At 48.1% G+C, this 23,933-nt stretch carries 25 protein-coding genes and 1 other annotated feature; of the genes, 22 read left to right on the top strand and 3 right to left on the bottom strand.

Annotated elements, in window-relative coordinates; all coding sequences use genetic code 11:
* Positions 1 to 151: 151 nt before the first annotated feature.
* From AC3ZPD_RS06190 to AC3ZPD_RS06130, 13 genes are all read left to right on the top strand, one after another.
* The gene (locus AC3ZPD_RS06190) at positions 152 to 1,411 is read left to right on the top strand and encodes a hypothetical protein (RefSeq protein WP_490983385.1); all 1,260 of its coding nucleotides are present in this window, start codon (positions 152 to 154) and stop codon (positions 1,409 to 1,411) included.
* 73 nt (positions 1,412 to 1,484) lie between these two features.
* A complete protein-coding gene (locus AC3ZPD_RS06185) occupies positions 1,485 to 2,018 on the top strand; it encodes a stalk domain-containing protein (protein WP_490983384.1) in 534 nt (177 codons plus the stop codon).
* Positions 2,019 to 2,362: 344 nt separating this feature from the next.
* A complete protein-coding gene (locus tag AC3ZPD_RS06180) occupies positions 2,363 to 3,625 on the top strand; it encodes a hypothetical protein (RefSeq protein ID WP_490983383.1) in 1,263 nt (420 codons plus the stop codon).
* A gap of 4 nt (positions 3,626 to 3,629) precedes the next feature.
* Positions 3,630 to 3,806 carry a hypothetical protein gene (locus tag AC3ZPD_RS06175; protein WP_490983382.1) on the top strand — a complete coding sequence of 59 codons (177 nt, stop codon included), beginning with the start codon at positions 3,630 to 3,632 and terminating at the stop codon, positions 3,804 to 3,806.
* A 472-nt stretch (positions 3,807 to 4,278) separates the two neighbouring features.
* Positions 4,279 to 4,659 carry a GNAT family N-acetyltransferase gene (locus AC3ZPD_RS06170; RefSeq protein ID WP_490983381.1) on the top strand — a complete coding sequence of 127 codons (381 nt, stop codon included), beginning with the start codon at positions 4,279 to 4,281 and terminating at the stop codon, positions 4,657 to 4,659.
* Between the two features lie 541 nt (positions 4,660 to 5,200).
* Positions 5,201 to 5,551, top strand: a complete 351-nt coding sequence (locus tag AC3ZPD_RS06165) for a helix-turn-helix domain-containing protein (RefSeq protein WP_490983380.1) — start codon at positions 5,201 to 5,203, stop codon at positions 5,549 to 5,551.
* A 488-nt stretch (positions 5,552 to 6,039) separates the two neighbouring features.
* The gene (locus AC3ZPD_RS06160; protein WP_490983379.1) at positions 6,040 to 6,489 is read left to right on the top strand and encodes a MerR family transcriptional regulator; all 450 of its coding nucleotides are present in this window, start codon (positions 6,040 to 6,042) and stop codon (positions 6,487 to 6,489) included.
* A 138-nt stretch (positions 6,490 to 6,627) separates the two neighbouring features.
* Positions 6,628 to 6,867, top strand: a complete 240-nt coding sequence (locus AC3ZPD_RS06155; RefSeq protein WP_490983378.1) for a hypothetical protein — start codon at positions 6,628 to 6,630, stop codon at positions 6,865 to 6,867.
* Positions 6,868 to 6,950: 83 nt separating this feature from the next.
* On the top strand, positions 6,951 to 7,394 hold the full coding sequence (locus AC3ZPD_RS06150) for a GNAT family N-acetyltransferase (RefSeq protein WP_490983377.1): 444 nt from the start codon (positions 6,951 to 6,953) through the stop codon (positions 7,392 to 7,394).
* A gap of 81 nt (positions 7,395 to 7,475) precedes the next feature.
* A complete protein-coding gene (locus tag AC3ZPD_RS06145; RefSeq protein ID WP_068696307.1) occupies positions 7,476 to 7,712 on the top strand; it encodes a DUF3892 domain-containing protein in 237 nt (78 codons plus the stop codon).
* A gap of 160 nt (positions 7,713 to 7,872) precedes the next feature.
* Positions 7,873 to 8,125, top strand: a binding site (T-box leader).
* Between the two features lie 54 nt (positions 8,126 to 8,179).
* A complete protein-coding gene (locus AC3ZPD_RS06140; protein WP_490983376.1) occupies positions 8,180 to 10,144 on the top strand; it encodes an arginine--tRNA ligase in 1,965 nt (654 codons plus the stop codon).
* Between the two features lie 180 nt (positions 10,145 to 10,324).
* Entirely contained in the window at positions 10,325 to 10,879 is a 555-nt protein-coding gene (locus tag AC3ZPD_RS06135; RefSeq protein ID WP_490983375.1) for a stalk domain-containing protein, read from the top strand.
* 128 nt (positions 10,880 to 11,007) lie between these two features.
* Positions 11,008 to 11,313, top strand: a complete 306-nt coding sequence (locus tag AC3ZPD_RS06130) for a DUF1292 domain-containing protein (protein WP_490983374.1) — start codon at positions 11,008 to 11,010, stop codon at positions 11,311 to 11,313.
* A gap of 104 nt (positions 11,314 to 11,417) precedes the next feature.
* On the opposite strand, the gene AC3ZPD_RS06125 is transcribed toward AC3ZPD_RS06130, so the two are convergent.
* On the bottom strand, positions 11,418 to 12,893 hold the full coding sequence (locus AC3ZPD_RS06125; RefSeq protein ID WP_490983373.1) for an aminotransferase class I/II-fold pyridoxal phosphate-dependent enzyme: 1,476 nt from the start codon (positions 12,891 to 12,893) through the stop codon (positions 11,418 to 11,420).
* A 204-nt stretch (positions 12,894 to 13,097) separates the two neighbouring features.
* Between AC3ZPD_RS06125 and AC3ZPD_RS06120 the strand changes: the two genes are divergently transcribed.
* Positions 13,098 to 14,450, top strand: a complete 1,353-nt coding sequence (locus AC3ZPD_RS06120) for an MFS transporter (protein ID WP_490983372.1) — start codon at positions 13,098 to 13,100, stop codon at positions 14,448 to 14,450.
* Between the two features lie 27 nt (positions 14,451 to 14,477).
* Here AC3ZPD_RS06120 and AC3ZPD_RS06115 read toward each other — a convergent pair whose 3' ends face one another.
* The gene (locus AC3ZPD_RS06115) at positions 14,478 to 15,101 is read right to left on the bottom strand and encodes a DUF1054 domain-containing protein (RefSeq protein ID WP_490983371.1); all 624 of its coding nucleotides are present in this window, start codon (positions 15,099 to 15,101) and stop codon (positions 14,478 to 14,480) included.
* A 286-nt stretch (positions 15,102 to 15,387) separates the two neighbouring features.
* On the opposite strand from AC3ZPD_RS06115, the gene AC3ZPD_RS06110 reads away from it, so the two are divergent.
* From AC3ZPD_RS06110 to ptsP, 6 genes are all read left to right on the top strand, one after another.
* Positions 15,388 to 15,987 (top strand): YkzI domain-containing protein, encoded by a 600-nt coding sequence (locus AC3ZPD_RS06110; protein WP_490983370.1) that lies wholly within the window; start codon positions 15,388 to 15,390, stop codon positions 15,985 to 15,987.
* A gap of 188 nt (positions 15,988 to 16,175) precedes the next feature.
* Positions 16,176 to 17,582 (top strand): NADP-dependent phosphogluconate dehydrogenase, encoded by a 1,407-nt coding sequence (gene gnd / locus AC3ZPD_RS06105; protein WP_490983369.1) that lies wholly within the window; start codon positions 16,176 to 16,178, stop codon positions 17,580 to 17,582.
* A 250-nt stretch (positions 17,583 to 17,832) separates the two neighbouring features.
* Entirely contained in the window at positions 17,833 to 18,342 is a 510-nt protein-coding gene (locus AC3ZPD_RS06100; protein ID WP_490983368.1) for a shikimate kinase, read from the top strand.
* Positions 18,343 to 18,370: 28 nt separating this feature from the next.
* On the top strand, positions 18,371 to 19,666 hold the full coding sequence (aroA, locus tag AC3ZPD_RS06095; RefSeq protein ID WP_490983367.1) for a 3-phosphoshikimate 1-carboxyvinyltransferase: 1,296 nt from the start codon (positions 18,371 to 18,373) through the stop codon (positions 19,664 to 19,666).
* 101 nt (positions 19,667 to 19,767) lie between these two features.
* Positions 19,768 to 20,211: a CoA-binding protein gene (locus tag AC3ZPD_RS06090; RefSeq protein WP_490983366.1), complete on the top strand. Its 444-nt coding sequence runs from the start codon at positions 19,768 to 19,770 to the stop codon at positions 20,209 to 20,211.
* 235 nt (positions 20,212 to 20,446) lie between these two features.
* Positions 20,447 to 22,171, top strand: a complete 1,725-nt coding sequence (gene ptsP, locus AC3ZPD_RS06085; protein WP_490983365.1) for a phosphoenolpyruvate--protein phosphotransferase — start codon at positions 20,447 to 20,449, stop codon at positions 22,169 to 22,171.
* A gap of 140 nt (positions 22,172 to 22,311) precedes the next feature.
* Here ptsP and AC3ZPD_RS06080 read toward each other — a convergent pair whose 3' ends face one another.
* Positions 22,312 to 22,842, bottom strand: coding sequence for a type 1 glutamine amidotransferase domain-containing protein (locus AC3ZPD_RS06080; RefSeq protein ID WP_490983364.1), 531 nt, complete (start codon positions 22,840 to 22,842; stop codon positions 22,312 to 22,314).
* Positions 22,843 to 22,942: 100 nt separating this feature from the next.
* Here AC3ZPD_RS06080 and AC3ZPD_RS06075 point away from each other — a divergent pair, with 100 nt between their 5' ends.
* Positions 22,943 to 23,374 (top strand): hypothetical protein, encoded by a 432-nt coding sequence (locus AC3ZPD_RS06075; RefSeq protein WP_490983363.1) that lies wholly within the window; start codon positions 22,943 to 22,945, stop codon positions 23,372 to 23,374.
* A gap of 170 nt (positions 23,375 to 23,544) precedes the next feature.
* Positions 23,545 to 23,889, top strand: coding sequence for a bacillithiol system redox-active protein YtxJ (gene ytxJ, locus AC3ZPD_RS06070; RefSeq protein WP_490983362.1), 345 nt, complete (start codon positions 23,545 to 23,547; stop codon positions 23,887 to 23,889).
* Positions 23,890 to 23,933: the final 44 nt, after the last annotated feature.

Raw genomic sequence — 23,933 nt, 5'->3', positions numbered from 1 at the left:
TCTTAAACTGATGGAGACCGTTATGAAGACCGTAGTGTCCACATTGGAACAACACACGGGGCATTCCTATAGGGGGTGTGGTATTGACAAAACATGAATTGACCCCTTTTAGGATTTTTAAATGAAATTTGAGGTTATGAGGTGAAAATATATGAGTCTATGTTTTGCTATGATTCAAAATTGCATGTTGGTCATGTCTGGAGATTCACGGGAATCGATCAACATCAACGGAGAACATTATTCTACAGGAAGAAATGTATCCAAAATCAAACAGATCGGAAATAAGGTCATTTTCATGGGGGGGAGTGCAGATGTAACCACAAGGGTTATTAATGAATTCGAAGCACTACCAGATAAATGCCAAACCATAGAAAACCTGCAGCTACTTACGATGAAGCATAAAGCTCGTTTTATTCACAAATACGGATCAGAGTTTATTGGAAATACAGCTCACGCAATGTTTATGATTGGCACATTTGAGAACGGTGAAGCAGTATTGTATGGCATTAACTCTAAAAACGATTGCCGAATAGTAAAAAGACAAGGTGGAAATACGTTAGAGACTGCTATAGTCGGGCCTGGAGAGACGAATTCCAAAGCGTACTCATTATACGAGTATTACAGGAGCTTAGGCGGCAATGACGTTATGGAGATGTATCAATACGTTTATAACTCGGTGGCAAACGAGGAAATAGGTGGAGAGTTGGCAGTTTTCTTCATAACTGAAGCAGGGATTGTAAAACAAACATCAGTTATAATAGATAGCAGAGAAATAAGAATCGCTGACATTTATAACAGAGCATATAACGCTGATGAAATGACGTTCTTTGTAGAAGGTGAAAAGCGACTTTGGTTTGATTTGCCGAATAAAAATTTCTATTTCGGTGGAGATCTGAACGCAGCTGGAGGAACATTTACCGGAACGCTTGTGGGGGTTGATGGAACATTCTCTGGAACAATCACAGCGTCCACAATCAAAGGTACTGATATTGAAGGTTCGAATATCACCGGTACTAATATTACAGGATCTAATATTATAGGATCTGTTCTGAAAACCGCAGCAAATGGCCGTAGAATTGAAATAAACAATGCAGGCTTTAATACTTTTGATTCTTCAAATAATAGTCGAATTAGAATCACATCGAGCTCAAATGATGATATAGCGGCAATTTCATTTTTTGGACCCGGCGGTGGGTTTGCAGGTGAAATTAACTCTTATCAGTCTTCTGGTCAATTAACTGTATTCAGTAACGATGTATTTATTGGATCAAATAATACGGGGAATCCAATAAGACTCCAGGGTGCACCTATTGTATCTGGGCCGGCTGAATTTAGAAGTAAGGTGAGCATCGGAGAAATAAGCGATGTTGAATCGTTGCTTACGGCACTTAAAAATGCAGTGTTTGGTTGATGAATTGTAACTCAACAAATTAATATCCGTAATGGTATATTAAGGATAATTATACCAACGGAGGAATCGAATCATGAAAAAATGGGCCTATATACTTAGCGGCTTTATACTAGGGATCATTGTTGCTACTTCCGGAAGTGCGTTTGCTTCGCAGGTTAAAAGCTTAATTGGCCAAAAAGTAACTGGAGAGGTAACCGTAGTTATAAACGGTAAAACACTAAATACTAAAGGGGTGTTAATAAACAATACTACAAATGTTCCTGCAAGGGCTTTTTCAGATGCGATTGGGGGAAAGATTTTATTGGATAACAACACAGTTACTATTAACACTAAAGGATCAATAAGCGCCACATCTTCAGGTAATCCGTATTCTGGAAAGAGTAAAGAAGAACTTATCCAAACTAGAGATTATTATATTAATGATGCAATTCCATCCGCTGAGGCAGGAATTGCTGAAAGGAAGAAGTGGCTTAAGGAAGCCGAGGAGAGAAAGGACCAATCTGATATTGAATTCCAAAGCAAAAAGATTAGCGAATATGAAGCGAATTTGACTGCTTATAACAAAGCTATAGATCAAATAGATGAGGTATTATCACTATTTAACTGAGTTGTTTTAAGGTCTTCCCGGATGAGGAAGATCTTTTATTTTATTGCTTGGCCTATTTTATTGATCAAATATTTTTCCTTGGGAGTTAACTTTAAGTTTTTTAGTAATTTAAAAGGCTCTTAATGACGATCTATATATATAGGTACTTTTATTATTCGAACTTTTCTGAAGAAAATAATGTAGCTATAGCTTTATGAAGGAGCGTGACATATGGTTGCCACTATATAATGAGAGATATTTTTTTAAAAAAATAACTTCTTTAGCAAAATAATGTCTGCTTTAAAGGATATTTTAGGTCCTTTGTCGTATTTTGGTTATGTAACCATAATACTAGGAGGAAGTTTATGACTGCGGAAATAGGAGTGCTTAATACAATAGGAGTTGCTTTAGCAGCAGATAGTGCGGTATCAGTTGGCTCCCATAAAGTGTTTAACACAGCTGAAAAATTATTCTCATTATCTAAGTTTCATCCTGTTGGCATTATGATATATGGTAACGCAGATTTTATGAGGACTCCTTGGGAGACGATTATAAAGATCTATCGTAAACAATTAGGAGAAAATAAATTCTCAACATTAAATGAATACTGTACTGATTTCCTTTCTTATTTAACCGAAGATGGAAGATTAAAAAGTTATTATCTTGAGAAAAACCATGTGACTTCTAAGTTTCTTGCTTACTTTGTGAACTTTCTCTCAGAAACAAATCAGGCAATATTTGATGAGTTCAATCAGAGAGTGCCCACTGCTGATGAAGTAAAAGAGATTCTTGACACTCGTGTGAATGAGCAATTTGTCTACTTTACAGGTTTAGAATTTAGTGAAGGTTTCGATAACAGCTTTACTGATTGGTTTTTTAATAAATATTATGATGAAATTGTTAAAGTGATTGATGAAAATGTAAATATTGATGTAGATGAAGAGTCGATCTTACGTCTAGTTTATATTGCTTCATGTCTCTGTTCAAAGGTTATAGAGGACGAGGAGTCCACAGGAATAGTTATTGCTGGCTTTGGGGAAGATGAAATATTTCCTTCTTTATACTGTTATGAGGTTGAAGGCATTTATAATGGGTTACTTAAGTTTAAGGTGAACCATATAGCCCAGGTAGGCGAGAACTGTGCAGCTACTATAGTACCTTTTGCACAACAGGAAATGGTCCATTCCTTTATGTCTGGTATGGATCCGGACTTAAATAATGAAATAAAATCCGCATTTCATACTCTGGTAAATGAGTATCCAGCAGGAATTGAGGGAATACTTGGAGAAAAATTGAGTGAAGAGCAAATGGCCAAATTAAAGGAATACGGAGAAAGTATATATACAGCCATTAGAAGCAGAATTGATGGCCTTATTAGTGAACGTTACTCTAATCCAGTTATTCAAACAGTCTCATCTTTACCTAAAGAAGAGCTGGCTGCAATGGCCGAAGCTTTAGTTAATCTAACTTCCATTAAGCGCAAAATGTCTACTGAGCGTGAAACAGTAGGCGGCCCAATAGATGTGGCAGTAATATCTAAGGGGGATGGCTTCATATGGATTAAAAGGAAGCACTATTTTTCTCCGGATCTTAATAACGGATTTTTCCAAAATTATTTATCGAGGTGATTAAATGAATGCCACAATCTATGTTGAAAGAAAAAAGCAAACAGGTTTTTTTAACTTACCCTCAAATAAAAAACCTGAAAATAATTTTTTGAAGAAAAATGATAAATCATTGGCTCAAGTTATAATTGATAAAATTAGAGAAGAAGATAAAAAGAATACTCAAAAAAACAAAGACGTTTAAGATCGTTAATTAGAATATGTCCAATATTTTGATTTTTTTACCTAAACATGATATATTGTAATGACTGTATTACATTTTTTTGTAAAACAGACGCATATATTTCTTGGTTAGAGGAACACTCTTTACCTAAAGGGTGGTGGATTATATGCGTTTTAAAACTAGGGGAGGTCGAATGAAAATGGCGAATGCTACGAAGCCTATTAGACCGACAAAAATTACACCTACAAATGCTACGGAGACGCAAAAATTCAAAAATTATGCTTCTCAAAAAACAAAATCATACGAACAACCAATGCAACGTATGAGAAGTTTGATGCAGGAACATAAAAGATCGAAGGTGTAGACTCTGAAACTTAAATGGGAGTACATCAACGACAGCCATATAGATGCAATTGAAAATTTCCAATGTTCTGATGAGCCTGATGTTGCTCTGTTTCTCAGAGAAGAGGCTTTTAGTTATCATCAGTTAAATATGGCACGTACCCGCCTATATTTTGATGAGAATCAGAATTTAGTCGGGTATTTTTCTGTTTATAACGATATTATGATGCTAAGTAAACGCCAAAGAGTAAAGCATAAATATGTTAACATGCCCCCTTTTTTATTTTTTCCAGCATTAAAACTTCATTATCTGGGGGTTGACGAACGTTATCGAAATATGAAGCTTGGGAGATATCTACTTTTAGAAGCTTTGGAATTAGGTTGTGAATTAGCCAAACATTCGGGATGTCTATTTATGACTCTTGAGGCTTTACCGAGTTCAATCCCCTTTTATTTCCATCATGCTTTTAAAAAACTGGGTTGGAGTAATGATAAATACTTAAATATGTTTTTTAAACTCGATGAATTTTAGTAGTAATCATAAATAACTTACCCGCTGAACTTTAACTGTCAGCGGGTTTTTAATTACATAAGGAATAATATTTAGGTGCTCTCTCGCGTAGATAAATATAATAGTATTATTAATAAATATATTATTACCAGATAGAATTTTAGTTAATACATATAGAACTGGGATAATTATATGAATTTATATGAGTGGAAAGAATGCCAGGAAAAATTATCAAAAAAGTACTTTTAAAAAGTCGATTTAATGGTGTAAACAAGGAGGGGGATATATATACCTGAAAAGAAAAACTTAACCATTGAAGATTACCGGAGAATCTTTCCGCAGGTCATATAGCCCAATATGGGGTCTCAGGAACCCAAGTGTACTACTCATTGTTCCAGAGACACCTGTCATTGGAGGTATTCCTAGCTTCCAGGTTGACGGGTCTGTACGGGTTGATAAGGCTGATTTTATCCGCCTGGATTGAAACGAGAAAAAAGGAGAAATACAGATGAGAGCAGAATGATTCTAACCTGACAATCTAAATGAAAATTTGGAGGTAATTATGGAGACATTGACGGTTGAGGGAGCTGCTAAGAAATTAAAAATTTCCACAAGTACGATGTATTCATTAGTTAGGAAGAAAGAGATACCTCATTTTAGAATAGGTCAGAAGATTTTCTTTAGGGATGAAGTTATAGAGCAATGGATAGCACTGCGTGAACAGGAGAACAGTATTGTTAAACTTGAATCATTATCTATCAACAAAAACAATACAGTACCCATAAGTCTGGATCAATTTCCAAAAGAAACTCAAGACTTTATTCATCAGCTCTGTATAAATGCAATTGTCCGCGCTATAGAGAACGGAACTTATATCCCTTTAAACGATAGGACTAACAAAAATGAAGTTTGACCAGTTAATTTTCAAATGATAATAAAAATTTGATGTGAATTTGATGTGAAAAATGATGTTAAATGCAGGAAATTCATAATAGGTCACGTGTTCCATTATTCTAAAATCCTTGATTTATAAGGATTAATGGCAATATAACAGAAACTAAAATAAGTATAAAATGACCTTGACAGGGTAGGGGTCATGGGTTCGATCCCCATCCGTCCTATACGAGAGACCCTTGAAGCGTACGCTTCAAGGGTTTTGCTTTTTCTAGAATCATCTTTATTTTCTAGAATCATCAATACCATTTGCTCTAGATCGGCTCTGCATCGTAAGCGCTCGCTTCATACCTTCCTATTTAGTATCCTCTCGATTTTCAACTGTCGGCCCGCCCAATATTGAGAACCCCTTTAAAAATAAAACGTTTTGCATTAAAGTAGGATTAGTACCTAGAGTTATATCTAGGTCAAGCTTTTTTGCCATTTATATCGAAGGGGGTTTTAGAAGTGGCTTATACTATAAAAGATGTAGCCAATACAACGGGATTATCCATATTTACGATTCGTTTTTATGATAAAGAAGGACTCTTGCCTTTTGTTTCGAAGGATGCGTCGGGAAGAAGGATGTTTACGGATTCCGACCTCTCTATGATTCGTACGATCTGCTGTTTAAAGAATACGGGCATGCAAATCAAAGAAATAAAAAAATATATTGATTTCTGCATGGAGGGTACGAGTACGATCGAATCACGAAAAAGCATACTCCGGGAACACCGAAAAAAAATCGTAGCCGATATAGAGGCTCTGAATGAAAATCTAAACCTGATTGATTCAAAACTCGAAATCTACAATTCCCCCAATGCCGCAGAGATTATTAACGGGCAAATCAAAAATGTAGAAGAGGAGAAACGCGAGTGTTGTTTGGCAAATCCTTACGCCAGCCTTACATGTCCTTGAAGCCTACGCTTCAAGGTTTTTTTATTAAATTACGTAAAAAACAATTCGATTGCGGGTTCAAACAGGCCACATCGAAGAGGTATAATCCTTCTCCTTCCAGCGAACACTGGAAATACAAGAAATGGAAGGAGAATGGCCATGAACCAGCAGAAGAACCCATACTGCCGGGTAATTACAGCAGCTGCAGCTGCTTTTGTAGGGGCCGGGCTGCTGTTAGGCTTGACCGGCTGCCAGCCGATGGCCCGCAGCGAAGAAACGCTGGAAATCCAGTCTGCCGCTGACGATGGGGATTCCTCCGAGCTGCCGGTAATCAGCGACGTTTACGACAAGTCCGTAGAAGCGGACGTATACGGGTCGGAGCTGTTCAGGCTCCCTTAGCGGACAGGACGGACATGTACAGAAGCCGCATTTTTATGTATAATAATTCAACTTGAACTCGTACATAGGAGGCTTTTGTTATAATGGCTGCAGTAATTATTCCGGTTAAAACCGAAGACCAGTTGCAAAACTGCCTGGCAATCCGTAAAGAAGTGTTCGTGGAGGAGCAAAAAGTTCCCGTGGAGCTGGAAATTGATGAATTTGATCATATCGCGGACGATGCCCATCATCTGCTGATTGAGCAGGATGGAAAGTATGCGGCAACTGGCCGGATTACTTATTACAAAGATAATGCCGCTAAAATCCAGCGGGTTGCGGTTCGCGAAGCTTTCCGCTCCAAAGGCATCGGCAAAGTGCTGATGATTGGCCTTGAAGAGCTGGCCCGCGAGCTTGGCTTTGAGAAAGCGGTGCTGGACGGACAGCTTCATGCCGTTCCTTTTTACGAGAAGCTGGGGTATGCCATCATCAGTAAGGAGCCGTTTGACGACGCGGGCATCCTGCATCACCGGATGGAGAAAAAGCTGTAACTCCCCGCATAATCTGCCAGCTTGCGGACAGAATAAGGTTATCCTTCCTATAAGGAAATTCCACATCAAGGAGAGATGATGATGGCATTGCCTACAAGAGAAACCTTTATTGCGGTTCAAAAAAACGGTGACGGCGATCTGACCGCCTTCAAAACGTCAAGCGGCCGGGTGCTGAACTACGAAGAGGCGCTTCGTGAAGTGCAGGCCGGAGCCATTGCCGGCGTGAATACGTTCAAAGGCAGAGACGGCGAATTTTATATTCGCGGGGACGCGGACGGCGATCCGACAAACAATCTGGATGCGCTGCCGGGCTTTTGATTAATATAGCCCGTTCCAATCACTATTTATATAGAAACAAAAGGGCATGACGGCTAAAACCGGGATGCCCTTTTTGCATGAATCCATCCTCATAAGAAACGTAGACTTTTTAAGGTTGCTTTTTCTGCCGGTCTTTTTTATAATGTTCAGAAATCATTAGATAAAGTCGTGGATCGGGAGAGTAACCGAAACACCAACGTTCAAGCGAGCCGGGAGGGTGGGAGCCGGTACGGGGGTATTCGGCGAAGCGGACCCGGGAGACGGGCTGCCGAACAAGTGCAAGATGTAGGCCGCCCCGGCGCAAACCGTTATTTGTTCAAGCGGCCTGACCGTTCAGAGGAGTGATTAAACGCTAACTTTGTCCGGCGACGGCAACAAGAGTGGCACCGCGAGTCCCTGTCCTCGTCTCTTACCAAGAGACGGGGATTTTTTGCGTTCATTCTATTAACGGTAAAGGGGACTTCGGTATGTTAAACACATGGGTGCAGCAATTTGTGGAGTCGGGGGTACGGGAGGCCTTCGTGTTTCTTGACCCGTTGGGTTCGGAGGAACAAGCGGGAAAAGGAGAGAACAGTCCGGTATGGAACGTTCAGGTCGAGCGGCCCTCAAGGCTTGAGCACGGGGATTTTTCCACCAACATCGCTATGCAGCTGGCGAGGCTGCTCAAACGTTCGCCGATGCAAATGGCGGAGCAGATTTGCGCCGTGCTGACGGCCAGGCAGGAACGGCTGGTGTCCAGAATTGAAGCCGTGGCGCCGGGTTTTATCAATCTATTTATCAACTGGAGCGAATGGGCGGGGACGCCGGTACAGCCGGAGAAGCCATTTTTCCAAAAAATCGTTGTGGAACATACCTCGATCAATCCTAATAAATCCGCTCATATCGGGCACCTGCGCAATTCCTGCATTGGCGATACGCTGGTGAGAATGCTCAGAAAAACCGGGGCGGAGGTGGAAGTGCACAACTACATCGACGATTTGGGCAACCAGCTTGCCGATACGGTAGTGGGGCTTTTACACAACCCGGCAAACGGCGAATACACGAGATTCGGCGACTTCTGCTGGGATGTTTATTCGGGTTTGCATAAGCAATGGGATGACAGCCCGGAGCTGACGGCAGAGCGTACCAAGGTCCTGCACGGTCTGGAGCAGGGCGACGGGAATCTGGCCTGGCTTGGTTTCATCACGGCTTCGCAGATCGTTCGGGAGCATCTGGAGGAGATGCGGGAGTTCGGCATTCATTATGACCTGCTCGTCTGGGAAAGCAACATAGTCCGGGAAGGGTTTTGGGATGCGGCTTTCGAACGTCTGCAGCAGACGCCGAGTTTTAGCAAGGAAACGTCGGGCAAGCTGGCGGGGTGCTGGATTCTGAAGTCCATGGAGCCGGAGGCTGAACTAGGGAACGAGTCAGGTCATCGGTCCGGAAACGTACCGGGAAAAGAAGCGCCTGAGGAGGAAAATTCCGCGCATACGTTAGACAAGGTGCTGGTGCGCTCCAACGGGATTTTAACTTATACGGCTAAAGACATTGCCTATCATCTGTGGAAGTTTGGACTGCTAGGCAGGCAGTTCCGGTATGCTCCCTTTGCGGACGGAGTTTGGTCGACGGCGAGACAGGGGGCCGAAGGAACCTTTGGTCAAGCCGGGATGGTCATTAACGTCATAGACCGCAGGCAGGAATACCCGCAGGCGATGGTCCGGCAGTCGCTTGAGCTGATGGGGTACAAAGAGCAGGCGGAGCGTCTGCTTCATGTCAGCTACGGCGTAGTTTCACTCAGCCGCAATGCCGCTATGGAACTGGGGATGGACGTTTCGGACGGAAAATCCTCCTATGCCATGTCCGGCAGGCAGGGAATCGGCATGAAAATTTCCGCCCTGCTGGGCCGGATGGAACAGGTCATTTCCGCCAGCCGTCCCGACCAGGACGGACTGCCGAGCCGGGTAATCGCGGCAGCGGCCATCCGGTATTATCTGCTCCGTTATAATCTGCAGACAGAAGTGGTATTTGACCTGCAGCAGGCTACCGAGATTTCGGGCAACACGGGTGTTTACCTGCTTTATACGTATTCGCGTTCCCTCAGCGTGCTGAACAAGGGGGATTCGGATTCTGAGCATCCGGGAATTCAAAACGATTCTGCTGCGGTCCCGGCGTCTTGGCCGGCGTCTCTTGACCCTGCTGAACATGCCCTGCTCCGCCAGATCGCAACCTGGCCCGAACTGCTGCAGGAGGCCTCCCGCGAGCTGGCTCCGCACCTGATCTGCGGATATGCGTATGAGCTCTGTTCGCTGTTCAACCATTTTTACGGCGTTTGCCCGATCATGAAGGCCCCAACAGGACTAAAGGAATTCCGTCTTTGGCTCACCGGACGTTTTAATGATGTGCTTAAGGAAGTGTTGGACACCTTGGGTTTGCCGGCGCCGGAGCGGATGTAGGGGGGCGATAGAGATGTTTATTTCCTATATTATGGAAGATGTTCCGGTTGATAGCGGATGAAACGGCCAACAAGCCGCCAATCTCGAAAAAATGAGATGTTTTTCCTTCTTTCACCGCAACTCGTGTTCTCCTGGGCTCGTATAATTAAGCAACAGCGATGATAGATAGGAGGATAACGCATGGGATGGAAAAGAACGGCGGCTTTTGTGCTTTTGTTTTCCCTGGTAGGCAGCACGCTTTTGTATGCAGACGGTACGTCGCAAAAGATCAGAGTTTTGTTCAACAGCCGTGAGCTTTCGGACGGAGCCTATACGATTGACGGCAAAACGTATGTGCCGATCCGCGAACTCGGCGGTATGGTCACTTACAATGATGATACAAAGACGGTCAAGTTCAACAAACCGAATGTGCACATTTTTTTATTCAAGGGGGATACCCCTTTTGGCAATGTAAATGTAGGGAAGCTGAAGTTTAATGTATTCTGCCAGATCGACAGCCTGACGACCGATATCAGTTCCATCAAGGTGGCGATTACCGCCCCTGACGGTTCCGTGAAGTCCATTCAATCCCAGGAAATTGGGAAAGACCAGAAGGATAATTTCTGGTTCCGGACCTCGGATTTCACTTATGAATTTCAAACGGCGGGAAAATATTCGGTCGGCTTTTATATGAAGGCCGCGGGAGACGACGATTATACGCTGATCTCGCAAAAAGTGATAACAGCCATAAATTAACCTGACTGAAAGGCCAGATCCGCACAGGGGAGCCCCACGTTGTTTAAATTGACCTCTATGTTGGAAAATGTTACGATACCATGGTAACGAAAGGCTGTTTAACAAATGACCGAAAGTAGGTAGAATCCATGAGCGATCACAATCATGTACACGGTGAGCATTGCGATCATGATCACGACCACGAACATGAAGAGTTCGTGTTAACTTTGACTGACGAAGAAGGCAACGACGTGGAAATGGTGCTGGTAGAAACGTTTGACGTAGGTGAAAACGTTTATGCCCTTTTGCTGGAACGCAACAACCCTGAAGCGGACGGCATCATCCTGCGCCTTGAAGAACAGGACGAAGAAATGGTCCTGACCAACATTGAAGACGAAGAAGAATGGGCACGCGTGGAAGAAGCTTACAACGAGCTTGTAGCCTCGCAGGACTAAGTTCATAATCGGTCGGGTTAACCCAACCAAGAAGAAAGGCTCCCCGGTCCGGGGAGCCTTTTTATATGGCAACTGCTTTCGCTTGATCTGCTGCTTTCGCCGGATCAGAAAATCGGGTCAGCTTCAATAATAACCTTCACGTTATTGATATAACGATCCTCCGGTCCTTTAACCGGCAAACCTACCTCTACGTGATCCACGATGTAATCGATATTTTCCTGGGTGATGACTTCGCCCGGCAGCAAAATCGGAATGCCCGGCGGGTAGACGTAAATGAATTCGGCAATGATGCGTCCGGCCGATTCTTTAAAGGGAATGACTTCCGTATCGGCATAAAAGGCATCGCGCGGAATGAGGGAGAGCTGCGGAATTTCCGGCGTTTTGACAACCAGCTCTTTGACTTCGCCTTTCTGATGGTAGGTTTCCGAGAGGTCCCGCAGCGCACGGAGCAGGGTGTCGATGGTTTCGCGCGAATCCCCCGTAGTTACCAGGCACAAAATGTTGTACATGTCCGAAAGCTCAACTTCAACGTTGTAATGTTCCCGGAGCCAGTTTTCCGTTTCATACCCCGTAATGCCAAGGTGGCGCACATGAATGGTCACTTTCGTCAGGTCCATTTCATAAGCTGCTTCGCTGCCTAAAATTTCTTTGCCGAACGAATATAGGCCGTCGATTTTGTTGACCTCGTCTCTGAGATAACCGGCCAGTCCAATGGCGTCAGTCAGCAAATCGTGGCCTTTCAGGGCCAGATTGCGCCGTGCCGCATCCAGGGAAGCCAGCAAAGGATAAGAAGTGGACGTCGTGGTCAGCATGCTGATGATCGTTTGCACGCGCTGCGGGTTGATCAAGCCGTTTCTGGCGTTAAGATTCAGCACGGAGCTCTGCGTCATGGAACCGCCCAGCTTGTGCACGCTTGTAGCGGCCATATCCGCGCCCGCCTGCATGGCGGAAACAGGGAGCTCCTCATGGAAATGAATATGCACTCCGTGCGCCTCGTCGACCAGCACCGGGATGCTGTGGTTGTGCGCGAGCTCGACGATTTCTTCCAGATGGGCGACTACCCCGAAATAGGTAGGATTGATGACGAGAACGGCTTTGGCGTCCGGATGGCGCTTGAGCGCCCGGGCGACCGATGAAGTCGTGATGCCGTGGTCAATGCCCAGGTTGTGGTCTTGAGCAGGCGAAACGAATACCGGTTTGGCGCCTGCAAAAATAATAGCGGACATAACGGATTTATGAATGTTCCGCGGCACAATGATTTTGTCGCCGGGAGAACATACCGACATGATCATCGTCATGATGGCACTGCTTGTCCCCTGTACGGAGAAAAAAGTATGCGTCGCGCCAAAGGCGTCGGCGGCGAGCTTTTGGGCTTCTTCGATTACACCCGTAGGCTGATGAAGGTCATCCAGGGGAGCGATGTTGATCAAGTCGATGGACAAGGCGTTATCGCCGATAAATTCACGGAATTCTTCGTCCATTCCAAGTCCTGTTTTGTGGCCCGGAATGTGAAATTGTACGGGCTTGCCGGCCGCATGGGCTTTCAATGCGGTGAAGAGCGGCGTGCGGTTGTGATCCATTATTGGCCGTCACTGCCTTTCTGAAATGAAATATAAACAAAGTTGAGTATAACAAAAAGAGTAGGGAATGCAAGGCCTAAGCTTGACTCCCTTTTTATGCCGGCCGCGGTTTTCCAAAAATAGGGGTTAAAATCCCTTGGCCGGGGGGCAGAATGATAATAAGGAAGGGCTTTTCATTTTACGCAGGCGGGAGTTGGACAGAAGATGCATATGAAGGTCAAAGGTTTGGGAAAAAAGGTTCTGACACCGACATTCATTTGTTTATGGCTGATTATGTTCCTGATCGAAGTCGTTAAAAGCGCACTTCTGGTCACTATTTTGCCCGTTTATATGGGAAGCGTGCTCGGGTTGTCGGCGTTTGCCATCGGGGTGTCCCTTTCGCTGCAATATATAGGAGACAATTTTTTTCGCAGTCCGGCGGGGTGGCTGGTCGAACGGATTGGCTTCCGGTTTACCATGCTGTCCGGGCTTGTCCTTTCTTTGGGCGCCGTGGGATTGATCGCCTGGGGGAGAGATGCGGTAATCATTGGCCTGGGCTGCACGCTGCTGGGGGTAGGAACAGCTCCTCTATGGCCGTGCGTCCTGATGGGAATTACGGAAATGACGCAGGGCAAACAGAATTTCAGCACGGCTATGGGCGTTATCCAGATGTCCACGCTGGGCGGAACCGGCGTTGGCCCCGTGGTCATTAACCTGTTTATCCGCAAATCTTACGGGCAAGTGTTCTGGATTTTGCTCGGCTGTCTTGCGGCGGCCCTGCTGCTGGCGTTTCTTCTTCCCGGCATCAGCCGGGAACGGAGACGGAAAGCGGAAGCCGGATTCGCTTCGGCCCCTCCTTCCCGGGAGTCACAATCCCTGTTGTCCGGAGGGATTCGCGGACTGGGGACCAATCTCAGACAAACCTTTGCGGAAATCCGAAACCATCTGCATGTCAGCAGGCTGCTTTATCCCGCTTTGTTTCTCCAGTCCTTTGCGGTCGGGCTGCTTACGCCGATCGTTACGCTTTATATTCGGACGGTGCTGATGCTTTCTCCGGCCATGTTCAGCGCGCTGCTGGTTACCGGCGGAGCGGTAACGGTGCTGGGCTTGATTCCGGTCGGCAGGCTGGCGGACAAATACGGAACACGCCTGTTCCTGAACACCGGTTTCCTGCTCGCCTTTCTCACTATATTAGGGCTGGCTTTGTTCCGGGATCTGCCTATGGTATGGGTTCTGGTGGTCTGCATCGGGGTGAGTTATGCCCTTATCCTTCCGACTTGGGATACGCTGATCGCCAAACAGCTGCCTGAAGGGGAAAAAGGCACGGTGTGGGGGTTGTTCCTGACGATACAGGGCTGCGGGATGGTGCTGGGGCCGATCATTTCCGGCAAACTTTGGGATCTTTTTGGCCCCTCGGCTCCGTTTTTCGTCAGCGCCGGGTCCATGGGGCTTCTGCTGGTTATCCATCTTTGGCTTTCCAGACCCGTGCCTGTTATAGAAAAAGAGCCCGCTGTCCGTCCGAAGACGGCAAGCGGAGCCCTAAACCGCAAAAGCGGGCCGAAGGCCCGCCTGCGCTGAGGTTCCCCAGATGGGGTTGTCCAAGGATCAGAAAGAAACTCTGTAAAGAGGAAGCAGCGTTTCGAAGGTGCTGCGGATCAAATCGGCAAGTCCATCGCCGTTTTCAAGTTGTCCGGACGTTCGCGGAAGGCTGAGACCGCACAGAATTTCCGATTTTTTTACCTTCTGAAGCTTCCTGCCCATTTCGGCCAGTTCTTCTTCGGTAATCTCGCTGTTCAGCTTGCCTCCCGGCGTCATGTGGTCCATGGACCAGTAGAATTCGCCCGGCACCCGGGATTTGGTTTCAGCGGCATGTTGCTCCAGATACCGCCCGATAATCTCTTTGTTGGAGCTTTCGTATATGACGGCAAATACGATGAACAGATGGGTAGAGAACAAGCCGACCTGAAAGTGGGGAAGCGCTTTGTAGCCGCGTTTGCTGCTGCTCCAGGCCACCCAGGTATCGTTTGGCGGATTAATTGTTCTCCGGGCATGTTTGGCGACGTGCGGAAACATTTCGTCTCCGGTCAGCGCGGACAGGAACGGTTTAATTTCGTTTCCGATTCCCTCCAGCTTCGGACGTACGTTAGCGATCAGGGCCTCCATGCGGGGCTCCAGCCCCGGGATGGCCATCGTATCGAAATCCTGCGTTGAAAAACCTGCTATTGACATGGGACTAGCCTCCTGAATGCGTAAAAAATCGGGCCCGGCTAATGCGGGGCTTATCCCGATTATAACATAAGCCCGCCGGGTTCCGGCCAGGCTTCTTCCATTTACAGGCGCTTTAAATGGGGATGCCCCCGTTTCGCCTGCGTCTGCGGGCCTTCAGCCGGGTAAAAATAATCATTAATCCAAGTTACCATCACATAGGATGGAGTATAAGATATTGTAAAAACCTGTTAAGGCTGTGAGGAAACCAAGTTTTGCGTCCATGCAAAACGCCAGAGGAGGGCGTGCCGTGAACAAGAGCTACGAGGTCGAGTACTGCAATCTGGATCTGCGTTTCGAGCGCCGGCACCTGCAGCAGTTGATCCGGGACCTGATTCAGGACGGATATTCGCTGTATTGGAGCGAAAACGATTCGATTTTCATCATTTCCGTTAGAACCGGCCGCAAGCTGACCAAGCTACGGTTTGAACGATTGGGTCAAGGGTATAAGCTTGTGGGGGATTACGTAATTAAAGACGCCAAGCTGGCGGAATGGCTGGAGAAGCTGATCGGGGACCTGCGGGGCCATGCCGTCGTTAAACGTTTCAAGGACAGACAAATCCTGATCGAAAATATCCTGTTCGGCGAAGTGATCCGCCAGGTCGAAATTTCCGGCATGGAGCACAAAGTGCTTTATCAGAAAGATCCGGTGCCCAGCATGGCGAAGATGACGAGAATGTTTAATTCCAGGCTGTCGGAGACGCGGACGGAGGAGCTTCTGGCCGCCATGGATGAACAGCTGGATAAGCTGCACGCGGCATTGGAGGCAGGCGATCAGGAGGAAGCGGAAGCGATCAAGAAAGTTCTGGAACGGATCCGGCGTAATCTTATGGAGCTGGAATGGAAATAATACCGGTTGAATCAGGTAAGGGGCAAATTTGGAAAATTGCAAGCATAAACACCTCGGAATTTAAATTCCAGGGGTGTTTTATGTTAATTTGATGAAGCCTGCCTCCCTTAAGTGGATATTACCATTTGAAGATGATAATATTGGAATCAAATTGGAACCAAAATCATGTCGCAAAGGATGGAGAAAAAATGTCTAAACAGCAAATTGGCGTTGTCGGACTAGCCGTAATGGGTAAAAACCTTGCGCTTAATATCGAAAGCAAAGGGTTCACCGTGTCGGTATTTAACCGTTCCCCTCAGAAGACACACGACCTGCTTGAAGAAGCAAAAGGCAAAAACCTGGTCGGCACTTTCTCGATTGAAGAGTTTGTCGCATCCCTGGAAACCCCGCGCAAAATTCTGATCATGGTACAAGCCGGTCCCGCTACTGACGCAACGATCGAACAGCTTGTTCCGCATCTGGATGAAGGCGATATTATCATAGACGGCGGCAATGCCTTTTTCCCGGATACGCAGCGCCGCAGCAAAGAGCTTGAAGCTAAAGGCCTCCGCTTTATCGGAACCGGCGTATCCGGCGGCGAAGAAGGAGCCCTGCACGGTCCTGCCATCATGCCAGGCGGTCAGGAAAGCGCCTATAAACTGGTTGAGCCGATTCTGACCGCTATTTCGGCCAAAGTGAACGGCGACCCTTGCTGTACATATATCGGTCCAGACGGCGCCGGCCATTATGTGAAAATGGTGCACAACGGCATCGAATACGGCGATATGCAGCTGATCGGCGAAGCTTACCATCTGCTCAAGGACGTGCTGGGTCTGGATGCCAAAGCCTTGCATGAAACGTTCTCTGAATGGAACAAAGGCGAGCTCGACAGCTACCTGATCGAAATTACCGCCGACATCTTCTCCAAATATGATGAAGAAACCGGCAAACCTATGGTGGATGTCATCCTGGATGCTGCGGGTCAAAAAGGTACCGGCAAATGGACAAGCCAAAGCGCGCTTGATCTCGGCGTTCCATTGTCCATGATTACCGAATCCGTATTTTCCCGTTTCCTGTCTGCCATGAAGGAAGAACGGGTCGCGGCTAGCAAAATTCTGAGCGGTCCGGCCGCTAAATCCTTTGACGGCGACAAGACGGAATTTATCGAAAATGTGCGCAAAGCGCTTTTTGCAAGTAAAATCGTTTCCTACGCCCAAGGGTTCGCGCAAATGCGCAGCGCCTCCGACGAATACGGCTGGGATTTGAAATACGGCAATATCGCCATGATTTTCCGCGGCGGCTGCATCATCCGTTCGCAGTTTCTGCAGAACATCAAAGACGCTTACGACCGCGATCCGCAGCTCAAAAACCTGCTGCTGGATTCCTATTTCAAAAACGTCGTGGAAAGCTACCAGGACGCTTGGCGCAAAGTAGTCGGCACAGCCGTTTCCTATGGCATTCCCGTACCTGGCTTCTCCAGCGCTTTGTCCTATTATGACAGCTACCGCACGGAACGTCTGCCGGCCAACCTGCTGCAGGCACAGCGCGACTATTTCGGCGCGCATACGTTCAAGCGGGTGGACAAAGAAGGCGTCTTCCACCATCACTGGTTCTAATCGTTCGCTGTGTCTCAAGCAGCGCAATAAGCGACCGTAACCGGTCCTGCTTCTTTACAGCAGCGGATAAAGCGTCAGGACGGCCTAAGGGCCGTTCGGGCGCTTTTTTTATAGACAAGCCAGCCGATATGCGGCCGAGAATTATAGGGCCAAAGGCGTTTGACTGCCGAAAGCAGTAAAAGGATGCCAGGTTTAAAGACTTTGTGATATGATATGAAAAATGTTAACAGCAGAAGGTAGGTGCGTCATATTGCCGGAGCAGGAAAACTGGATTCTTATCGGTATGATGGGAACCGGCAAATCCACGGTGGCGGAGCTGCTTGCGCATAAGACCGGCAAAAAGCTGGTCGATCTCGACGCGGAAATCGTCAAAACCGCAGGCTGCCCGATTCCCGAAATCTTTGAACGTCAGGGCGAAGCCGCGTTTCGTGAGCTGGAATCGGCCGTGCTTGCCCGCATTTTGGAGGACAAACCGGTCATCCTCGCCACAGGCGGCGGTGCGGTGCTGAACCCGGACAACTGCAAGCTGATGCTCGGCAAGGGCTGGGTGGTTGCGCTCAAGGCCGACGCCGAAACGATATTGAGGCGGGTGGGCGAAGACAGCAATCGTCCGCTTCTGGCCGGAGGAGCCAGGGAGAGAATCCTCCGTTTGCTGGAGGAGCGGAGGAATGCGTACGATTTTGCCCACTGCACCGTCGATACGTCCGCATTGGAGCCTGAACAAGTAGCGGCTCATATTTTAATGCTTCAACGCGTTTAATCATATTGGTGGAAGGGGCTTTTTTATTATGGATATGATCGTAAGGCCGACCCCGGAGCTTAAAGGGGAAATACAGGCGCTCTCATCTAAAAATTATACGACCAGATACCTGCTGGCGGCAGCGCTGGCGGAAGGAACAAGCATCGTCCGTTATCCGGCGCATAGTCAGGACAGCGACGCCATGCGGCGCTGTATTGCCGATTTGGGAGCCGTTCTGGAAGAAACCGATGAACAAATTGTCATTACCGGTATTGGCGGCAAGTTAAGTTCCGTTAAAGAGCTGAACGTAGGCAACGCCGGAGCCGTGCTCCGTTTTCTGATGGCGATCGCGGCGTTATCGCCGGAAATTACGTTTGTGAACACTTATCCGGACTCTCTGGGCAAACGTCCGCATGACGATCTGATCAAGGCGCTGGAGCAGATGAACGTCCAGGTTGAACATCAGAACGGGCGCCTGCCGATCACGATTCGCGGAGGCAAGCCGAAAGGCGGGAAAATCACCGTCTCCGGCGAAGTCAGTTCCCAGTATCTCAGCGCGCTGCTGTTCTTGACGCCGCTGCTTGAGGAAGACAGCGAGATTACCGTTACCGGCGATTTGAAATCCAGGGTTGTCGTCGGCCAAACGCTGGAGGTGCTGGAGCAGGCGGGCATTCAGGTGGACGCTGCGCCGGATTATACCTTGTTTAAAGTTCCGGGCAAACAGCGTTACCAGGCACGCACTTACGTCGTACAGGGCGATTATCCCGGATCGGCAGCCATTTTGGCGGCGGCTGCGGTTACCCGCTCAGACGTGACGGTACATCGTCTGGAGGAGCGGAGCAAGCAGGGCGAACGCGCCATTGTAGACGTGCTGCAGATGATGAACACGCCGCTGCGCCATGAGAACGGCAGCGTGCGCGTGCAGGGCAACCATCAGCTCCGCGCGGTGGAATTTGACGGCGACGCTGCAACGGATGCCGTACTTGCCATGGTTGCGGCTGCCGTATTCGCAGAAGGCACATCCCGTTTTTACAACGTCGAGAACTTGCGCTACAAGGAATGCGACCGCATTACCGATTTCGTCACGGAGCTGAGAAAAGCCGGGGCCGACGTCGAAGAGAAGCGGGACGAAATCATCGTACACGGCAAACCTTACGGGGTGGAAGGCGGAGCCACGATCGATGCCCATTTCGACCACAGGGTCATTATGGCGCTGACCGTAGTCGGCCTGCGCGCCCGTAATCCGATCGTCATCAAGGATGCCCACCATGTTGCCAAGTCGTACCCGCAGTTCTTTGAACATATTGCCGCGCTTGGCGGGTCTGTGGAATGGGTAAAAGAATAAGTAGGAAGATCAGTAGTTTGGAAGAGCAGTTGAAAGAACTGCAGGAAGCATTTACCCTGAAGCGGCCCAGGGGCCGCTTAAACAGGAAAGGCGGAATCCGTATGGCATTTGCAAACCCGGACAGGGAGCAGATTAAAACCTTGCTGGAACAGGCAGGCACCATTGCCGTCGTGGGATTGTCCGATAAGACGGACAGGACCTCCTATATGGTCGCCCAGGCGATGCAGGCGCGGGGGTACCGGATCATTCCCGTTAATCCCTCCGTGCAGGGAGAAATTTTGGGAGAACGGTGTTACCCTTCTTTAAGAGACGTCAAGGAGCCGATTGATATCGTTAACGTATTCAGGCGGAGCGAATTTACGCCGGACATCGCCAAAGAAGCGGTGGAGGTGGGCGCGACGACCCTCTGGCTGCAGCTTGGCATCGCGAATGAGCAGGCGGCTGAAATCGCACAGGAGGCCGGTCTGAACGTGATCATGGACCGCTGCATCAAGGTTGAAGACGCGATTCTGAAGCCAGAGCGCGGAGGGAAGGCCGGTCTTTAACGGACTTGAAAAAGACTCTTTATGCCAGGTGCTGACCAGGCCGAAAAGCGGAACCCTTTTATGAAAGAATCCTTCGGGATTCTTTTTTTTGTACTTTTTTGGGGGGCGGGTGGATAAACTACTTACGATCTCCATTACTTTTTCCTTTGACAATTGGGTGGTCGAAAGTTACCATAACTAGGGTAGAAAGAGAAAACATATAACAACTGCACACATGAAGGGGTCTGAGTGCATTATGATACAAGGGATTGGCGCTGCTGCTGGCGTAGCCATAGGCAGGGCTTTTGTGCTGCCCGCCTGGGAAATGGACGTTCAGGACCGGCAATTGGAGTCGATTGATCTCGGCAAGGAATTCGACCGTTTGCAGGAAGGCATCATTACCTCGAGACATGAGATTGAAGAAATTCGGAATGAAATTCAGCAGATGGTCGGCAAGGAAGAATCCACGATTTTTGATGCACATCTGGCGATTTTGGAAGATCCGGTCTTTATGAGTGAAATTCGCGGCATTATCGAACGGCAGTACAAAGCGGCCGAAGTTGCCGTCAAGGAAGCCATCGACCATTTTGTCACCATGTTCGATTTGCTGGACGATGAATATATGAAAGAACGGGCTTTGGATATCAAGGATGTAGGCAACCGCCTGCTAAAGCATTTATTGGGGACACCCGAGGTGACCTTGCCCAAAAATAATGAGCCTTACATATTGGTAGCCCATGAGCTGTCGCCCTCTCAATTGGTTCACCTGAATCCCAGCCATGTGCTGGGGATGGTGACGATGGTCGGCGGCAAATCGTCCCACTCGGCGATTATGGCCAGGGCGCTTGGCATTCCGCTTGTTTCCGGGTTCGAGAACCGGCTGGACCCGATTATTCAGACCGGCGATCTGCTGGTGATCGACGGCGGCAGCGGAGGTCTGTACATCAATCCGTCGCCGGAAATTATCGAACAGCATACGATCGTGGCCGAGAAGCTGCGGCGCAGGAAAGAGCAGCTGCAGCTGCTGGCCGAGGAAGACGCGGTTACGCTCGATGGCGCGCATTTTCACCTGGCGGGCAACATCAGCTCCTACAAGGAGTTTGAACTGGCGGTCAAACACGGGGCTGAGGGTGTCGGCCTGTTCCGGACCGAATTCATTTACATGGACCGGACGGAGCTGCCCGGCGAAGAGGAACAATACGAGATTTACCGCCGGGTGGTGGAGCATGCCGGTCCGCATCCCGTGGTGATCCGGACGCTCGATATCGGCGGCGACAAGCAGCTCGAATATTTTCCGCTGCCTGAAGAGGATAACCCGTTTCTTGGCTACCGGGCCATACGGATCAGTCTGGACCGCCGCGATCTGTTCAAGACGCAACTGACGGCCATTCTGAGAGCCAGCGCCCACGGCAGCGTAAAAATCATGTATCCGATGATCACCTCCGTGGAGGAGATCCGGGACGCCAACCTGATTCTCCAGGAAGCCATGGCGGATTTGGACCGCCGCGGGGTTGCGTACAGCCGGGAGATTCCGGTAGGCATTATGATCGAGGTGCCGGCTGCCGCCGCTTCTGCGGACCTGCTGGCCGCCGAATGCGATTTCTTCAGCATCGGAACCAACGATCTGGTGCAGTACGTGCTGGCCGTCGACCGCATGAACGAAAAAATCGCCCACCTCTACCGGCCTTTCCATCCGGCGGTGCTGCGCATGCTGAAAATGACCGTGGATGCGGCCCGCTTCCACAATATTCAGGTCAGCGTTTGCGGGGAAATGGCGGGGGATGAACGCTCGATCCCGATTTGGGCATATCTGGGTGTCAGCCATCTGAGCATGTCTCCCCAATCGCTGCTGCGCGTCAAACATTCCATCCTGAACATTTCCGCCGATGAGGAAGCGGACGTTGGCCGCAGATGTTTTGAATGCCGGACCTCTCAGGAAATCGAGGAACTGCTGTCCTCCCGGACCCATTTGGAAAACTGAAGCAGCAGCAAACATTTTTTCTTTTAAAAAAACAAAGGCTTGCCTCCTGACGGAAGGCAAGCCTTTTATTCGGGTGTTTCACCCGGTTTATTCATTTCCTGCGATTCTGCGCTAAGCGCCTTTGTGCCCGAATCCCGCGCTTAACGCCCGGTGCCGGCCAGCGCGTCGCAAAATGCTTTCCCGTAAGGCGGAAGGTCCGGCGGACGGCGGGCGGAGACGATATGCCCGTCCGTGACGACGGCTTCATCTTTCCAGATGGCGCCGGCATTTTCCATGTCGTCCTTAATGCCGGGCGTCGAGGTGACGGTAACGCCTTTCAGGATGCCGGCCGAGATGAGCACCCACCCCGCATGGCAGATTTGCCCAATCGGCTTTTTGGCCCCGTGCATGTCCCGTACAAGCTCCAAAGCCTTCGGATACCGGCGAATTTTGTCCGGCGCCCAGCCTCCGGGAACCAGGATTCCGTCGAAATCCTTGGCATTTAATTCCTCGTAGGCGGCATCGGATACGGCGGGTACGCCGTATTTTCCGATGTACTTTTTACCTTTTTCATATCCGGCCAGAATAACTTCGGCTCCTTCCTCCTTTACCCGGTATACCGGATACCAAAGCTCCAAGTCCTCAAACTCCTCGTCTACAAGCGCTATGATTCTTTTTCCAGTTAATCTCATTTCTGAATCCTCCTGTATAATTTATCTATTGACGAAATGTCATTTCAATTATTTAATTGTATCAAAAAGACTAGAACTGACACAAAGGATGAGGTGCACGATGGACGCCCCTTGCAACTGCGGACAATTCAAAAGTTTGGGATTCAGAACGGTTATTCATGGCAGAAAAACGAAAATTACCGGCGTTCCGGTTTGGGAATGCGAAAAGTGCGGACTTTATGAGCTGTTTCCCGGCATCAAACAGGATTTGCGCGAGCTCCTTAATCAGCTGAAGAACGAAGATAGAGTAAATGTACGATTTGGCGAATATAATGAATTGGCGGATGTCATGTATGAGGTCTACAAGGAAGCCCGTTTCCAGGAGACGGAGGCAGGCCGCTATCTAGCGGAAGTGGAGACGCGCTGCGAGGAGAGGATTAATCTGCTGCTCGATGTTTACGGCTATGCCAAACTAAACGAAGACCAGAACTGGATGAAGCAGCTGATGTTGCGCCTTTCCCAGCTTACTTTTACGCCGGCGGAAACTACATAAGAAAATTTTTTTTCCGGTCTTGAACGGCTTGATCTGTACAGTCCTACAAAAGATTTTGAAGGTTTATGAAAAATTTTCATGAAAATTGGCTTTTTTCTTTTCTTTTTGATAAAATAAGCTGAAAGTTCGCTTATTTATTCGTTTTATCCTTTCGGAAAGGGGTTCAATCCATGTCTGCATTGACAAAAATCACTTCTCCCGAACAACTTCAGGATGTATTAAACGCTTCCTCTCAGCAGCCTGTTTTGCTTTTCAAGCACAGCACGCGCTGCCCGATCAGCGCCCGCGCCAATCAGGAAGTGTTGAAATATTTGGGCGGCAAGCCTAATGAAAACGTAACCTACGGCTTGATTCATGTCGTGGAGGAACGGCCGGTTTCACTGCTGGCCGCCGACTTGCTGCAGGTGAAACACGAATCGCCTCAAGCGATTTTGGTGAAGGAAGGAAAAGCCGTCTGGCATACTTCCCATTCCGGAATTACGGCAAACGTATTGAAGGAAATTCTCCAAAAGTGAAGCGTTATCATTGCGGATTGATGGTTTTTGTCGTATCATAAAAC

Source organism: Paenibacillus mobilis (assembly GCF_058267595.1).
Note: the sequence above shows the minus strand (reverse complement) of the source record. Positions and strands in the feature narration are given on the sequence as shown.